Here is a 15,209-nt window from a genome sequence, read left to right on the forward strand (position 1 = left end):
CCTTTATTAGATGTTTTTTTTAATTTGCAGGGATTCTATCATAACAAAAAATATTACGAAATTAATATATATACCTTTTTAGAAGGAGCTATTTATCAAAAGCAGGGTTGTTATAATGAGGATCTTTATAGTTGTCTACATTATAGCCAGCACCTAGAGCTTGATATAGGTTAACGATGCTTATTAAAGATTTTAGTTTAGCTTGATTTACTTGCATTTGCTGATACAGAACATTAAGCGTGATACCTGTATATTGAGCTTTACTAATAGCACCTGAACTATATTTTTTAGCAAATATACTCTCTTGCGTTTCAGTTGATTTTAGAGAGATTGTTTGTTTTTTATAATTTTTTTCATTTGCAGATCTTTCAGACAGGGTATCGTCAACATCTTGGAATGCCTTCTGTAGAGTATTTATATAATCATAGTACGCTTGATAGAACTGAGCTTTTGCTTTGTCACTATCAGCTAGGATGCTCAAGTTAAATATTGGTACAGCAGCTACAGCTTCAGCAGCCCATGCCCATGCATTCATTGTAGCTAGCTCACCAAGTGCTAAAGTGGCGTTTCCGAAAGTACCTGTTAAATCAATGCTTGGGAAAAATTGAGATCTAGCTAAACCAATATTAGCATTAGCTGTTTCAAGTTTGTATTCTGCAATACCCACATCAGGTCTATTTTCTAGTACTTGAGAGGGCATATTAACAGGAACCTTTACATTTGCATTTATGTCATCAAGGGTTCTTGAAGTCACAATTTTACCCGGATTTCTACCCATCAAAATTTTGAGAGTGTTTTGGAAATGGACTATATCATTTTCGATCATAGCTACTTTCCCTTTTTGAGCTTCAAGCTGTTGTCTTATTATTTCCTCAAGCATTGGGGAAGTAGCTCCAAGTTTGTGCTGGTTTTGGGCATAGTGAAAGAGTAGCTCTAATTGATTTACCATTCTAGTTTGTAATTTTAGTTGCTCTTGAGCAGTGATTAGTGAGAAATAAGCAGCACTGACCTGACTTATAATTGATAGTCTTGTAGTATTTTTAAGGTTGACCTGCATTTTCTTGCTTAATCTAGAGATTTCTCCTAGCTTAAACTGTCTAGCAATATTTACTGTATAGCTGGGGATGATACCTACTAAAGAACCACCAGCAGTTTGAGTGCCAACATTGTTGAGTTGAGGGATACTTGAGTTTGAGTTGATATCAAAGGCTTGAGCTACAAATCCGCCACCACCAACACTTGCCGTGGGTAACCAACCATAATTAGCCTTATTTATTTCAGCGTTAGCTTGGAGAATATTCCCTATAGAAACTTGTAACTTGTTGTTATCTTTTAATGCTGTAGTTATAAGATTATTTAATACAGGGTCGTGAAATTCTCTCCACCATGCAATTTTTGTAAGATTCCAGTTTTTTGTTACTTCAATATTTTTATCTTGGCTATTCCAAAGAGCAGGAGATTTAACCTCAGGTCTTTCATATTTGGGATTAAAAAAACTACAGCTAGAGGTTAATAATGTTGCTGTAATTAATGTAAATGAAATAAATTTATTTTTTATCATAGTATAGCCACCTACAAAGTATCTACTTTTACTGTTGCACTTGCACCAACCCTTAATGGATATTTAGGATCATTTTTAAGCACTATTTTGACAGGAAAGCGTTGTGTAACTTTAACCCAGTTACCAGTGGCATTTTCAGGAGGCAGTAGTGAAAATACCGAACCTGTTGCATAACTTATACTATTTACTTTACCAGTGTATGTATGACTATACATATCTAGTTCAATTTTTACTGGCTGACCAGGTTTGATTCTATCAAGATCAGTCTCTTTAAAGTTAGCATCTATCCACCATGTTCTGTTATCGATAAAACCAAATAAAGGTTGCCCTGTTGAAACTAGCTGTCCTTTGTATATTTTTAGGTTAGAAACATAACCATCATCTGGAGCGAAAAGAGTTGTGTAGCTGAGATTTAAGTTTGCGTTATCATAACCAACTTTTGCAGCACTAACTTGAGCTTTAGCTATTTCTACTTGTACAAGAGCTTGTTTAAGAGATGAGTATGCTTCATCTTTAGCTTTTTCGGCCTGTATTTTCTGGTTTATGTATTTTTGAGCATCTTGTAAAGAACCGGCATCTTCTTTATAGAGTTTTATATATCTATCAGCCATACTTGTAGCTGTATCCAGAGATGATTGGGCTTTAGTAAGGTTTGATTTTGCAACACTAACTTGTTCTTGAGCTACAGCTAACTGGCCTTTGGCTTGTATGATTTTTGTATTAGCATTAGCGACTTGTAGTTGATAATCTTTTGGATCTATTTGCACTAGCTTGTCGCCTTTATGTACATACTGATTATTTTGTACATACACCTTTTCAATATATCCTCCAACCTTTGGAGAAATATTAATAACATCAGCTTTTACATAAGCATTATCAGTATTTGGAAAAACTTTATTATATTTATAATATCCATAGATACCAAAAGCTGTTGCTGTGATTATACTTAATCCAATAGCTATTTTCTTAGTTGAAAATTTAGACTCTTTTTTAGTGTTAGGGTTTTGCTCTTCTTTTGATGTTTGATTATCAAGTTTCTTTTCTTCTGACATTTTAAATTATTCCTATAATAAAATTAATGCATTGCTGGAACAGCAGCGTCTTTAGGAGGTTCTTTTAGCAAAAATGGTACAATAGCTAGTAATAAGCTAAGAATACCTACAACATAAAAAGAATTGACATAACTCAATAAGCTACTTTGATGTAACACTTGTTGCTTTGCCATGGCCATCGCTTCGGTATTATTGGTTATTGGTAATGTGCTTGTCCAATTTTGAAAACTATCGTTCATATATGAAATATTCTGTGATAGTTCTTGATATGTCGTTTGTTGGTTTCTTGATATAAAAGTTGCTACAAAAGCAGTACCTACCGAACTACCAAAGTTCCTGAAAAAGTTGAATGATCCTGACATATCGCCCATATCTTCATCAGCTACTCCAACGACAAGCACACTCATGAATGGAACGAAAAACATCATCATGCCTAGTCCTTGAATAGCAGTAGTTAAGACTATATCAAATTCACTAGCTGTGGGTGAGAAACTTGCTTGCATTAGACAAGAGGCTCCGAATGTAAGCATTCCTAAGCTTATCGTTGTCCTAACTCCCAGTTTTTTCACTAAAAAGTTTTGTGTGATTACAGCACCAAAAATTGCGGCAACTCCTCTAGGAGCTGTTATGTAACCAGCTAAATCAACTGGGTAGCCATATACTTGTTGTAGCATTGTTGGTAAGTACGCCATAGCAGCAGAAAATAATAGCACAAACATAAAGCATAAAAAGCATGCTAAAATAAAATTGAAATTCTTAAATATTCTGAATTTTACAACAGAAGAGTATATTAAACCTCTCCAGATAAAAAATCCTAATGAAACAATCGATATGCTTAAAAGTATAATCATCTCTATAGAAGAGAACCAACCATTGGTATTTCCATTATCTATGAAAAGTTCTAGGCATCCGACACCAAGAGCCATAAATCCAAAGCTAATGTAGTCAATTTTGATTTTTTTGATTTTTGTGGCTTCCATCATAAAGAAAATAATTATAAAAGCTACGACACATAAAGGAACGTTTACATAGAAGATCCATTCCCAAGACATATTTTCACAAATAGCTCCACCAAGAACAGGCCCTATGATAGGTCCCATAACGATAACCATACTGTATACAGTCATCATTTTGTTGTATTCTTCATTTCTGAAGTTTGTAGAGATATATGTCTGTGCTACTGATGGTAGAAATGCTCCTCCCATACCCTGAAAAGCTCTAAATACAATCATTTCAGCTAGAGATGTTGATAGCCCACACATGATTGATGAAATTCCGAAAATTACAGATGAAACTAAAGCTACACGCTTTATGCCATATTTCTCTATGATTAACCCTGATAATAATATAAAGATTGCTGCAGTAACAATATATACTGTAGTAACATCAGCAATAGTTTCAACGTTTGCACCGATTGCTCCCATGATTTGAGGTATGGCAACAGCTACAATTGTTAAGTCAACAATTTCAGCTAATGCTAACAAGCTTATTGCTAGTGCAACTATTGTTCTTTTCTGACTCCAGAAGCCGGTGTTTGCTGTATTATCAGTCTGCATAACCCTATTATTTTATAGTTAGAATCTTGTTAATATACTATAGCTTTTAGCTATATTACTAAGGAATTTAATTTTACAGTTTATTTTATTGTAGAATTATTGCACAATTTTAGTAATGTATTATAGCATTGTATGGACAATAAATATTGAAAATTGGCCAAAATATTATTGATGAAGAAATATCAAATTATAGTCAATGGCTTGATGGGCCGTCAATAATTGCTATAAAGGGTGGCAATACTTCTGATAGTGAAAATAGAATAAGTAATCAAGAAACTGACTGGCATGAACATTCTCGAGGTAAAATATTTTGTATTGAATCTGGACTAGTACACGTAAGTACGCCTGATGGGTCATGGGTGCTCCCATCTAATAGGGCAGGTTGGATTCCACCTAGTACATCTCATAAAATTCGTATAAGTGGATTAGTAACTGGCTGGGTTATTTTTATACTACCTAGTATGTGTGAGGAAATGCCGAAAAGCTCTAGGGTTATTCCAATGAGTGAAGTACTTAGAGCACTTGCACTTAGAGCTACAGAATGGAATAAAAAACAAAAGTTAAAAGTAGATCAAGAATATATTACAAAGATTATTTGCAATGAAATTAGCTCTGCGCCGGAAGAGGCTCTTCACCTACCGATGCCAAAGACTGAAAGGGCTTTAAAAGTTGCTAATGCAATTATTGATAATCCATCAATAGCAACAAGTTTAGAGCAGTGGGCTTCATTTGGAGCAATGTCAGCTAGAACGTTAAGAAGAATCTTTTTATCTGAAACAGGTCTTAGTTTTTCACGTTGGCGCCAACAAGCTCAGCTAGCACGTGGATTAGATATGTTAGCTAGAGATATATCAGTTACTGAAGTTGCAGATTCACTTGGTTATGCATCACCTAGTAATTTTATAGCTATGTTTCGTAAGGCTTTTGGAAAAACACCAAAGCAATACTTTTCTAAAGAAAATTAATAATGTCTTTTATAAAAAGTCTTTTTTTAGTTTTTTGATATCTATTTTACCTGTGTTGTTTTTTGGTAAAGTCTCGACAAAAATACATGATTTAGGGATTTTATAGCTAGCTAATTTTTCCTTACAGTGCTTTATAATATCATCTTCCGTTGCCTTAGAACCTTTTTCTAAAGATATAAAAGCGATTGCTCTTTCTCCAGAAACTTTAGAGTTAACACCTGTTACGGCAACTTCTTTTATGTAATCTAGTTTTAGAATGCATATTTCAATTTCACGAGGATAAACATTAAATCCAGATACAATAATCATGTTTTTTATTCTATCTGATATGGTTAGGCGACCTTTTTTATCTATATAGCCAATATCACCCGTTTTTAACCAAGCATCAGCTGTAAAATATAGTTCATTATTCTGTTTATCATTCCAGAAACCATGACATTTTTGAGGTCCTTTAAGCCAGATTTCTCCTTCTTTGTAGCATTCATCTATTTCTTGATTTGTCTCAATATCTCTGATGCTAAGTTCTGTGCCTGGGATAGGATAGCCGCATGTGCCAAAGTAATCATCTTCTGATTCATTAAACTTATTTAGGGCTATAGCTGGAGACATTTCTGTCATTCCATATCCCTCTTTGAGTTCTACACCAGTTTTATCTAGCCAGTGCAAGTATATCTTACGAGAAATAGGCATGCCTCCACTTAGTGAATACTGATATCTTGTCTTATTTATTTTTTCAAAGTCAGGATGTTCTAGCATAGCCATATAAAGAGTATTTAGGCCATTAAAAATAGTAAACTCATTTTTTGACATGGTTTTAATCAAATCTTTTATGTCTCTAGCATTAGGAATCAAAACATTCTTAGCTCCAGCAAAGAAAAAACACAATAAATTCGCACTCAAAGAGAATATATGATAGAGAGGTAAAGCTGTTATTATAACTTGATCGGACATGTCCATATCATGTTTTACCCAAGCCCATACTTGTTGAATATTGGAGGCAAGATTATTGTGAGTTAATATTGCTCCCTTAGGCTTACCAGTAGTGCCACTTGAGTATTGTAAGCATAGTATATCTTCTTTATCTATATCTGGTTTTTTATATAGTTTTTTATTAGCCTTAATAGCTTTAGTAAATGGGATAAAGATTTTTTTGTTATACTTTGGTTTATCTTTTATTAAGTTTTTTGATACGAAGCCAATAATTTGTTTTTTAGGGAATGGGTATAAATCAGCAATATTTGTAACAATTATATTTTCTAATGAATTAATATTTAGCTTAGCTTTTTGAATGTGGTGCGCAAACATATCCATGACAATAGCTGCTTTAATATCACAATTATTAAAAATTGATTCGAGCTCATCAGCTTTGTAAAGTGGATTAGTATTTACAAAAACAGCACCAATTTTGATACAAGCGAATAAACAAACTGTAAATTGCAAGCAATTAGGTAGTACAATAGCTACTCTATCTCCCTTTTCAATCTTTAAGTCATTTTGTAAGAAACTTGCTACTCTGGTAGCTAAGTCATCGAGCTTGGAGAATGATAAATTTACATCATGACATGAAACTGCGTCTCTATATGGAAATTGCATAATCGACTTTTCATACATATCAAGGATTGTAAATTGATTTTCTTGGATATTTGCTGGTGCATACTCTGGATAATTCGATATCCAAGTCTTGCTAGAAAAAGTACTCATAGTCAATATTATTTCTAATGTGTTATTAGATATTCTAGCAAAAATAGAACGTTTTGAAATGATTTTAAGAAATTAAATCCATGAAGGAATATAAGTATGTGAGTGATTATCGTTATTTTTGTTTAATTACAACGCTAGGAGCATCTGCTCTATGATCGTCAGTTACATCTATTTTTTTAATATATCTATTAAGTAGAGGTGTTAAAATAACCATTATAATAGTAACTATTAATATACATATAGCAACATATCCAAATACAGATGTATAAGTATCTAAGCTTTGTTGACTAGTGATATTGTTATCAAATAGAGGTAAAGCTATAAATGATCCGATATATGAAGCTAAATAAGAAGCTACCATTGTTGCAAGGAACCAGAATCCCATAACAAAGCCTGATATCGCTGCAGGACATAGTTCTGCAACCATAGCTAATCCTAGACCAGATATTAATAGTTCTCCAAGAGATGAGGAGGCATAAGTTAGAATTAGCCAGTATCCTGAAATAATCCCATTTGTAGCAAAATATTTTGTGCAATAAAGGATAGCATAGGAAACAAACATAAGAGCTATACCAATACTGAATTTAGTTGCATGAGTCATTTTGCTTTTCTTATATAAAATAGCAAGAATCGGAGACAGTAGCATCAACCAAAGAGGGTTTAAGAACTGGTATTGTGCGGCTGGTACATGCCATCCAAATATAGATAGGTCAACATTGTGTAGTGCAAAAAATGTTAGAGTTGTTGGCATCTGGAAGTACAATGCATAGAAGAATATTGCTTCAATAATTAGTACTAATGCAACTAACATTCTATTTCTTTCGTATGGATTGAGTTTTATCGCTACTTCTAAAAAATAAATAGTAGCAACAATAACAACAATAGCTGTTATTGTGATACATAATCCAGTGTTCGGAAGAATATTTGCTATGAAAATTATAGATATGATGCTTCCAATTATTACATATGCTGCATGAGTAATGTTTAGAGGTTTTTTACCTGGCTCTGATCCTAAGTCTTCAAGATGTTTGAAGAACATAATAAAACCTAGTATGCCTATAAGCAAACCAACACCACAAATTATAAAAGCTTCTGTGTATCCATAGGCCTGAGATATTATAGGGGTTAAGGCCATACACAAAAGACCACCCATATTGATAGCAAGGTAGTAAAGTGTCATAGCACTATTTAAACGACCATCACCCTTATCAAACATTTTTGATATTAAAGAAGAAGGGTTCGCTTTAAATAGAGAGTTACCAACAATAATACCTGCAAATATGTAGTATATTGATTTTTCATTAGCAAAAATGAAGCTTAGGTAAGATAAACAAAGGATCACCGCCCCAATAAGTATTGTACGTTTTGTTCCAAGAACTTTATCACCAATAATGCCACCAACCCATATAAATCCATATGTAAAAGCAAAAAAAGACCCCATTAGGTAAATAGTTTCTAATTCGCTAAGATGTAACTGTTGGGTGAAATATAATGCGATAATCGCCTGAAAACCGTAGAAACCAAATCTTTCCCAGAACTCAATTGCCCAAACTATCCAAAAAGGACGAGATAAGGTATGATAATTTTTATCCATGAATGTACCCTGAAAATTAACAGTATTTAGATACTTAATTAAATCATTACAACAGATGTTTTGCAATAATTATATGTCAGGCATTATACTATTTGATGAAGTTGATTATTGAAAGAATATTTATTGGGGCAGTCTCTGCTTTGAGTATTCTTTTACCTAAATTTATAGTATTGAAATTCTTAATCTTAAAAAAATCCATTTCTTTACTACTGAAACCGCCCTCAGGACCTATGAAAATATTAAATTTATCGTTGTCTTTGACAATGCTCTCAAAGTTTTTAGGGGTATCTGAATATGGGCAAAGAGTCAAATTAATATAATTATCTGGTAGTTGTATAGTCTTAAGTTCAGTAGGGTGGTGTATTTTGGGTACAAAGACTCTACCGCATTGTTCTGCTGCAGCTATAGCTATTTTGTTCCAACGATCTAACTTTTTATCAAAACCTTTCTTATCAAATTTGTGGTTTGTAAACTCTGTGATAATCGGATAAATATTATCTATACCGAGTTCAGTAGCTTTTTGTACAATAAGATCAAAGTTTTCATTTTTGACAATAGCTTGATAGATATTGGTAATGTAGTCATTTTCATTATGGATTTCTTTTTTTTCTAATACTTGTAATGCTATATTTTTATTAGTTATATCAATGATTTTTGTTTTGTATTGCAAGCCATCACTATTATTAAATAACTCTACAGAATCTGATTTTTTGAGTCTTAATACATTTTTGAAATAGTTGTAATATTCACCAGTGATTGAGATATGCATTGTTTTTGTTGAAATTTCTGCAAAAAAGCCTCGAATAGTTCTCATAAAGTTAAAATTTGATAGAATACTGTTCTTATTATAAATTCTAAATCATTTAAAGAGTAGGGTATATTTATGGGTATTTTTAATAAAAGTTTTGTTACTAATATTGTTGCTGTGATATTGGCAGTAGCAGGGTGGTACTTTGCTGAGCAGCATATTAAGAATATAGGCTTTTATGCTTTGTCAGGAGCATTAACTAATTGGATAGCGATATATATGCTTTTTGAAAAAATACCGTTTCTATACGGCTCAGGAATAATTCCCAATAAGTTTGAAAGCTTTAAAAAAGCCATAAAAAAGATGATTATGGAGCAATTTTTCTCTCAAGATAATTTGAGTAAATTTCTTAGTAATAATGATATAAAAAAGTATATTGCAGATAATATAGCCGCAAAAATTGATTATAACAAGATTTTTGATAGTTTCGTTGATATGCTAATGAGTAGTAAATATGGTTCAATGATTGATATGTTCTTGGGTGGTAAAGATGCCCTAGAAGGCTTGCGTGAGCCATTTATAAATAAGCTAGATGCTAAGATTATTAACCTTTTAGATGAGATAGATATTGATACTAATAAAATTTCTCAAAAAGCATCTGAGAAAATAGAAAAACTTATTGATAGTAGACTAGATGAGTTAACGCCGTTAATGGTAAAAGAAATAATTCAACGAATAATTCGTGAACATTTAGGCTGGTTAGTTGTTTGGGGCGGAGTTTTTGGCGGTATAATAGGATTAGTAGCTAGCTTTATTGCTTAGTTGCTAGTAAGGCTTGGATATTATTAGGCATAGTTTTTTGTCGTTTCTCAATTTGCTTGTTTTTATGTTTTTCTTTTTCAAGGTTTTCTAATAACCAAGGTTTTAATTGAGAGAATATATGAACTAAAGCTTTATTTGTCATTTCAGCATAACTATCAGGAGTTATGTTATCACTATCAATTTTATGATGATACTTTATAGTCTTTATATCTGTATAGCCCGTTCTTTCATTTTTTAAATAGAAAGTAATATAGAAGAAGAATTGTTTATTGTCTAAATCTAGTATAGGACCATAAGTGGTGGTTCCGGATAACGTGAACTCTTGTCTAATATTTATATCTTGGAAAGCAAGATTCTTGACAATATTATTATCTAAAATATATTCAAATGTAGCAACTGTAAGCATTTTTGATACAGGTAAAGCCCACTCACTATTTTTAAAGGTGTATAAACGATTACCCTTGATATAGAACATCTGTGTTGATTTAGATGCTTGAGTTTGGATGTTATAGATAAGTAAAGTTGTATTTATATAAGCATCACCGGTATCAGGAAGCTTTTTTGACTCCATCTCTTGATTATAAATTACATATTGTTTTTGTGCAGGTAATTCTAAAGGGTCACCAAATATCGAAAAAGCAAGCAATTGAAAGGGTAAAAGTATAGTAAATAATATTATATATTTTTTCATTATTCTAATCCTCATCCTTATGGGTTACACCTCTAACAATTGTCGAAGGATCATATTCCAAAACACTAACTACATTATTAAGTCTAGTTAGAGTTTCTTGTCCTTCGATCATTGTTTCATTAAAGTTCATAAGAGTTCTATTGAAATATATTGATGAATTACTTAGATTGTATAGAAGAATGTTCAAACTATCTGCAAATTCGTTGAATCTTTGAATATTTTCCTTAGACATCATCTTATTAAACTTACTAGAGATCTCTTCTAGAGATCCAGCAATGCCATTGACTTTACCTAAAATAGTTTCAAGCTGTGATGGCTTTGATTTTATTTCTGGTATTTGACCTTTTCTTAAGTCAATTAAATCCAAGCTAGTGTTTTTCTCTGAAATGTTTAGTGAAAGCTCAACCTTAGATTGGCCTGTGATACCTACACTTTGTAGAGTTGCTACAGTCTGTTTATATATAGGAATTTGACTATTTATTTTCATGTAAACACTAACAAGTTTAGGGTTTTCTTTATTTATTGAAATATCAGATACTTTACCGATATTAAACCCCTTGTATGAGACATCAGAACCTATATTTAGTCCAGAAATACTTTTGAAGTTTGTGACAAATGTGGTGGTATCTTGGTTTTTAAAACCTCCTGATAGAAAAAAACCTATAAACACCATTACGAATACCATAAAAATCACAAATAGTCCTGCAATTAGGTTTTTTATACTATTTTCATTCATTATAAGCTCCTAATACTTACCATCATTATGTGAGTCAAAAAACTTTCTGATACTTTCATATTGAGTTTGTTGTGATACAAACTCAACAGTATCATGAAGCATAATCTTTTTTTCATCCATGTATATAATATCATCAACAATATGCCAAATAGTGTTTAAATCGTGAGTAATCATCACAACAGACATCTTAAGCTCTTCTTTTAGATATAAAATAAGATCATCCATAGCCCTAGCAGAATATGGATCTAGACCCGCATTCGGCTCATCCAAAAATACAACCTTGGGATCTAGTACTATAGTTCTAGCTAGAGCGACTCTTTTGAGCATACCACCACTTATTTCTGACGGATATTTATGGAATGCTTCTTCTTTTAATCCTACCATCTTTAATTTGATAATAGCTATATCAGTTAAAATATCTAATGGGAGGTTTGTATGTTGTTTAAGTGGAAATATTACATTTTGTAAGTTTGTTAAAGATGAAAAGAGGGCACAATGTTGAAACATCATACTCATTGTGCTGGATATTGCTTTACGCTTAATCGGATTGTCTGCTAGTTTTGAGATCTCTTGACCTAACAAAAAAATCTTGCCAGAGTATATTGGTTGCAACATTAAAATTTCTCGCATTAAGGTCGTCTTACCACAACCGCTAGCACCGATAATACAGCTAATTTTTTCGAAGTGGATATCTAAGTTTAAATCTTTATGAATCCATTCCTTACCAAATTTTGTACTCAAATCTCTCACTTGAATTAGGCTTTCATTCATCTTTTTCTCCTAAGATCCATTTAGACCTACTGCGAAGATAGCATCAACCAGTATTATCAAAAATATTGAGTAAACAACACTTGTTGTAGTTGCTTTACCAACACTTTGGGAGTCCCTTTTAACAGATAATCCTTGATGACAACCTATTCCAGCAATTACTAATGCAAAAAAAGGTGTCTTTAGAAGACCTATATAGAAGTGATTTACATTTACATTGGAAAATAGTCTTTCTATAAACTGTAGTGGTGTGATTCCTGCGATTAGGTCGGCAATAATAATACCGCCAGCAATATTAGCAATCATAGCTATAACCGTGAGTACAGGTAAACTGATAACTAGTGCTGTTATTCTTGGTAAAACAAGACGTTGCATAGGGTCTTCACCTATTGTCTGTAGAGCATCGATTTCTTCATTAACTTTCATTATGCCAATTTCTGAGGTAAATGCTGAGCCACTTCTACCAGCAATTATTATAGCTGTGAATAGTGGGGCAAATTCTCTAAATGAGGAGATTCCAAGCATATCAACTACAAATATTTGAGTTCCATACTGCATTAGTAAATTAAGAGGAAGATAGGTTAATACTAAGCCTATAATTAGTGATAATAGTATTACTATACTTAATGCTCTGATTGTAGAGTCGTAGCAAATATTTAGAACAATTGAAAAAAAAGCTTTATAAGGTCTACGAATTAACGTTATGTAACCTAAAAAGATAGCTCCAAGGAAGCTTATGCTTGTTTTAACTTCTGATAATAAGTTATTTGTGTTTTTACCAAGAGTATAGATACTATTGAAAACAACGTTTGATTTATTCGATAATTGTTCCTCAGCAGTAGTTGGGAAGTTTTTAAATACAATATCTACAAGGTTTTTATCCTTCTCATTAGCGAAAATAATATTCTCTTTTGATAAGCTTAGATCCTTTGCTGTTTTGATAATTATATAAGCACCAGCAGTGTCTAATGATGTAACTTTAGTCAAATCAATTTGTTTTATATCGTCTTTATTACGACTTATTTTTTTATCAATGAGCTTAGAGTCAATTTGTTTTAGAGTTAATATACCTTCAAAATAAATAGTATTTTGCTTGATTATTATTTCCATTTATTTTCTGTATAGTATTATCTTTATTAGTCAAATATACTAAAAATTATCACTAATACCAACTAGAAGCAGGCTATTTGCAGTATTTAATAGAGTCATATCGAGTCAAATTGTTATGCTCAATAACTGAAATAAGTCTGTTTTTATATTCATCACCACCGAGAGCAGAGTAGTTTTCTAGAGTATTCAATAAGTCTTGTTCGGGAAGTTCATTATTATTGATTTTATCTCTAATTATTCTAAAGTCTTTAAATTTAGAACCGGTATTAAGTCTATAATAATACCCAAGAACGCTTTCTGCGGCACTATTGAATGTTTCAAGATAAACATTCGCTGATTTAGCTTTGGCACCACAGCCCTCATAAAAACAGTGTAATCCAAAGTAATTATTATAATCTCTGGAGAATCTAGATGTTCCCCAGCCACTTTCAAGAGCTGCTTGAGCTAGCACAAAACTCGTTGGAATTCTTTCTGCTTTAATATCTAGATAACTTAATTCATCAGCAGTATTATGCGCGGGATCAATTTTATAATATCTTAAATATAGATCTAGTTTGTTAAGCTGTCTGCTACTAAGAGTATTGCTTTCAACCAAATCTTTTTGTAGTTTATGTATTTGCTGTCTTTGTAAGCATATTTCATTATTAGCTTTTTCAATAGCAGAGAGCATATATGATATAAAAGCTTTTTTTCTTTCTTTGAAGTCTTTTATTTCAGAAAAATTAGGTTTTTTGACTATAAAAGGAGCTCTGGATTCTAAAAAATAGTTCATTTTTTCATGCTTGGAGCTATTTATAGATGATAGTATTGCAGCTGATATGATTATGAGTAGTAAATAAAGGCAATATTTTAGAATTAGTTTGTTATCTATATTACTCATAATCGTAATAATCTTCCTCATAGTCATCGTAGACTTCGATTGTTTGTTGTAGTTCTAGTTTCAAATTTAGCATATCTTCAGGAAGTTTGCTTTTAAATCGTACCATCTTTTGAGATATAGGGTGGATGAAAGAAAGTTTATATGCATGTAGAGCTTGTCTATGTATATTTTCTATTCCAATTTTTTCTAGCTTTGTTGATGATTTGTTATATGTTTGATCACCAACTAAAGGATGCTTGATACTTTTCATGTGAACTCTTATTTGATGAGTTCTTCCAGTCTCTAGTTGGCACTCAATTAGAGTGAAACCATCATATACCTCTACAGGCTTATAGTGAGTAATAGCTTCTTTACCTCTATAATTGACAGCCATTTTTGTGCGATTATTTGGATCTCTTCCTATGGGTTGGTTAACTGTTCCTTCTTCATAGATTTCACCCTCTACTATTGCAAGATATTTTCTAGACACTTGTCTTTCTGATAGCTGCTGAACTAGGCTATGATAAGCAATACTACTTTTAGCGGCAACCATTAAGCCTGAAGTGTCTTTATCTAGACGGTGAACGATACCTGCTCTTGGTAATTTGTCTTGATTAGAATATTTATGGAGTAAAGCATTTGATATGGTGCCAGTTATATTGCCAGCACCAGGATGTACAACCATATCGATAGGTTTATCAATTACTACAATGTCATCATCTTCAAATACGATACTTAAATCAATATCCTCAGCTATCCACTCATTTGTTGGTAAGAGCTCGACATTGATATCAATTTCTTCATCTCCTAATATGATATATTTAGGCTTTGTAGCTTTTCCATTAACCGTAATTAGGCCATCTTTAATCCATTTTTGTATTTGTGAACGGGAAAATTGATCAAACATCTCGTTTACTGCCGAATCGATTCTCTTGCCTGCATAATCTGGATGCATCATAAATTTTTGATGAAATTCGTTAGATAGTGTATTATTTGCCATGTTATATGCTTAATATAAGTATTTTTTATTAAATAAATTGATTTTT

Annotated in this window: 14 protein-coding genes; 2 read left to right on the top strand and 12 right to left on the bottom strand. The window is 32.3% G+C overall.

Features of this window, described 5'->3' with window-relative positions; genetic code table 11:
- Positions 1 to 88: 88 nt before the first annotated feature.
- Genes FQ699_RS08275 through FQ699_RS08285 form a run of 3 tightly spaced genes read right to left on the bottom strand, consistent with a single transcriptional unit; the run spans position 89 to position 4,169 of the window.
- The gene (locus tag FQ699_RS08275) at positions 89 to 1,561 is read right to left on the bottom strand and encodes a TolC family protein (RefSeq protein WP_146421924.1); all 1,473 of its coding nucleotides are present in this window, start codon (positions 1,559 to 1,561) and stop codon (positions 89 to 91) included.
- Positions 1,562 to 1,572: 11 nt separating this feature from the next.
- The gene (locus tag FQ699_RS08280; protein ID WP_013922812.1) at positions 1,573 to 2,613 is read right to left on the bottom strand and encodes an HlyD family secretion protein; all 1,041 of its coding nucleotides are present in this window, start codon (positions 2,611 to 2,613) and stop codon (positions 1,573 to 1,575) included.
- A gap of 23 nt (positions 2,614 to 2,636) precedes the next feature.
- Positions 2,637 to 4,169 (bottom strand): MDR family MFS transporter, encoded by a 1,533-nt coding sequence (locus FQ699_RS08285; protein WP_146421925.1) that lies wholly within the window; start codon positions 4,167 to 4,169, stop codon positions 2,637 to 2,639.
- A 143-nt stretch (positions 4,170 to 4,312) separates the two neighbouring features.
- On the opposite strand from FQ699_RS08285, the gene FQ699_RS08290 reads away from it, so the two are divergent.
- Positions 4,313 to 5,134 (top strand): AraC family transcriptional regulator, encoded by an 822-nt coding sequence (locus FQ699_RS08290; protein WP_146421926.1) that lies wholly within the window; start codon positions 4,313 to 4,315, stop codon positions 5,132 to 5,134.
- A gap of 9 nt (positions 5,135 to 5,143) precedes the next feature.
- On the opposite strand, the gene FQ699_RS08295 is transcribed toward FQ699_RS08290, so the two are convergent.
- The 3 genes from FQ699_RS08295 to FQ699_RS08305 all read right to left on the bottom strand — a co-directional run bounded on the left by FQ699_RS08295 (position 5,144) and on the right by FQ699_RS08305 (position 9,243).
- Entirely contained in the window at positions 5,144 to 6,835 is a 1,692-nt protein-coding gene (locus tag FQ699_RS08295; protein WP_146421927.1) for a long-chain-fatty-acid--CoA ligase, read from the bottom strand.
- Between the two features lie 112 nt (positions 6,836 to 6,947).
- The gene (locus FQ699_RS08300) at positions 6,948 to 8,429 is read right to left on the bottom strand and encodes an oligopeptide:H+ symporter (RefSeq protein WP_013922816.1); all 1,482 of its coding nucleotides are present in this window, start codon (positions 8,427 to 8,429) and stop codon (positions 6,948 to 6,950) included.
- An 88-nt stretch (positions 8,430 to 8,517) separates the two neighbouring features.
- Positions 8,518 to 9,243, bottom strand: a complete 726-nt coding sequence (locus FQ699_RS08305; protein ID WP_013922817.1) for a 16S rRNA (uracil(1498)-N(3))-methyltransferase — start codon at positions 9,241 to 9,243, stop codon at positions 8,518 to 8,520.
- A 69-nt stretch (positions 9,244 to 9,312) separates the two neighbouring features.
- On the opposite strand from FQ699_RS08305, the gene FQ699_RS08310 reads away from it, so the two are divergent.
- Positions 9,313 to 9,999 carry a DUF445 domain-containing protein gene (locus FQ699_RS08310; RefSeq protein ID WP_013922818.1) on the top strand — a complete coding sequence of 229 codons (687 nt, stop codon included), beginning with the start codon at positions 9,313 to 9,315 and terminating at the stop codon, positions 9,997 to 9,999.
- Here the strand turns inward: FQ699_RS08310 and FQ699_RS08315 are convergent.
- The 6 genes from FQ699_RS08315 to rluD form a co-directional block, all read right to left on the bottom strand.
- Entirely contained in the window at positions 9,989 to 10,690 is a 702-nt protein-coding gene (locus FQ699_RS08315) for a hypothetical protein (protein WP_013922819.1), read from the bottom strand. The two genes, FQ699_RS08310 and FQ699_RS08315, sit on opposite strands and share 11 nt — an antisense overlap.
- Positions 10,691 to 10,694: 4 nt before the next feature.
- Positions 10,695 to 11,426, bottom strand: coding sequence for an MlaD family protein (locus FQ699_RS08320; RefSeq protein WP_013922820.1), 732 nt, complete (start codon positions 11,424 to 11,426; stop codon positions 10,695 to 10,697).
- Between the two features lie 9 nt (positions 11,427 to 11,435).
- Positions 11,436 to 12,197 (bottom strand): ABC transporter ATP-binding protein, encoded by a 762-nt coding sequence (locus FQ699_RS08325; protein WP_146421928.1) that lies wholly within the window; start codon positions 12,195 to 12,197, stop codon positions 11,436 to 11,438.
- A gap of 9 nt (positions 12,198 to 12,206) precedes the next feature.
- On the bottom strand, positions 12,207 to 13,304 hold the full coding sequence (locus FQ699_RS08330; RefSeq protein ID WP_146421929.1) for an MlaE family ABC transporter permease: 1,098 nt from the start codon (positions 13,302 to 13,304) through the stop codon (positions 12,207 to 12,209).
- 73 nt (positions 13,305 to 13,377) lie between these two features.
- Positions 13,378 to 14,205: a glucosaminidase domain-containing protein gene (locus tag FQ699_RS08335; protein WP_369853074.1), complete on the bottom strand. Its 828-nt coding sequence runs from the start codon at positions 14,203 to 14,205 to the stop codon at positions 13,378 to 13,380.
- Complete coding sequence (rluD, locus tag FQ699_RS08340; RefSeq protein WP_146421931.1) at positions 14,177 to 15,163, bottom strand: 23S rRNA pseudouridine(1911/1915/1917) synthase RluD; 987 nt, start codon at positions 15,161 to 15,163, stop codon at positions 14,177 to 14,179. The genes FQ699_RS08335 and rluD overlap by 29 nt, the downstream gene beginning before the upstream one ends.
- Between the last annotated feature and the right edge of the window lie 46 nt (positions 15,164 to 15,209).

It is taken from the genome of Francisella salimarina, assembly GCF_007923265.1.
GTDB lineage: Bacteria > Pseudomonadota > Gammaproteobacteria > Francisellales > Francisellaceae > Francisella > Francisella salimarina.

Bases quoted from the DNA above. Each gene is read 5' to 3' on its own strand.
- FQ699_RS08275 (WP_146421924.1), bottom strand. From the start codon at position 1,561: ATGATAAAAAATAAATTTATTTCATTTACATTAATTACAGCAACATTA.
- FQ699_RS08280 (WP_013922812.1), bottom strand. From the start codon at position 2,613: ATGTCAGAAGAAAAGAAACTTGATAATCAAACATCAAAAGAAGAGCAA.
- FQ699_RS08285 (WP_146421925.1), bottom strand. From the start codon at position 4,169: ATGCAGACTGATAATACAGCAAACACCGGCTTCTGGAGTCAGAAAAGA.
- FQ699_RS08295 (WP_146421927.1), bottom strand. From the start codon at position 6,835: ATGAGTACTTTTTCTAGCAAGACTTGGATATCGAATTATCCAGAGTAT.
- FQ699_RS08300 (WP_013922816.1), bottom strand. From the start codon at position 8,429: ATGGATAAAAATTATCATACCTTATCTCGTCCTTTTTGGATAGTTTGG.
- FQ699_RS08305 (WP_013922817.1), bottom strand. From the start codon at position 9,243: ATGAGAACTATTCGAGGCTTTTTTGCAGAAATTTCAACAAAAACAATG.
- FQ699_RS08310 (WP_013922818.1), top strand. From the start codon at position 9,313: ATGGGTATTTTTAATAAAAGTTTTGTTACTAATATTGTTGCTGTGATA.
- FQ699_RS08315 (WP_013922819.1), bottom strand. From the start codon at position 10,690: ATGAAAAAATATATAATATTATTTACTATACTTTTACCCTTTCAATTG.
- FQ699_RS08320 (WP_013922820.1), bottom strand. From the start codon at position 11,426: ATGAATGAAAATAGTATAAAAAACCTAATTGCAGGACTATTTGTGATT.
- FQ699_RS08325 (WP_146421928.1), bottom strand. From the start codon at position 12,197: ATGAATGAAAGCCTAATTCAAGTGAGAGATTTGAGTACAAAATTTGGT.
- FQ699_RS08330 (WP_146421929.1), bottom strand. From the start codon at position 13,304: ATGGAAATAATAATCAAGCAAAATACTATTTATTTTGAAGGTATATTA.
- FQ699_RS08335 (WP_369853074.1), bottom strand. From the start codon at position 14,205: ATGAGGAAGATTATTACGATTATGAGTAATATAGATAACAAACTAATT.
- rluD (WP_146421931.1), bottom strand. From the start codon at position 15,163: ATGGCAAATAATACACTATCTAACGAATTTCATCAAAAATTTATGATG.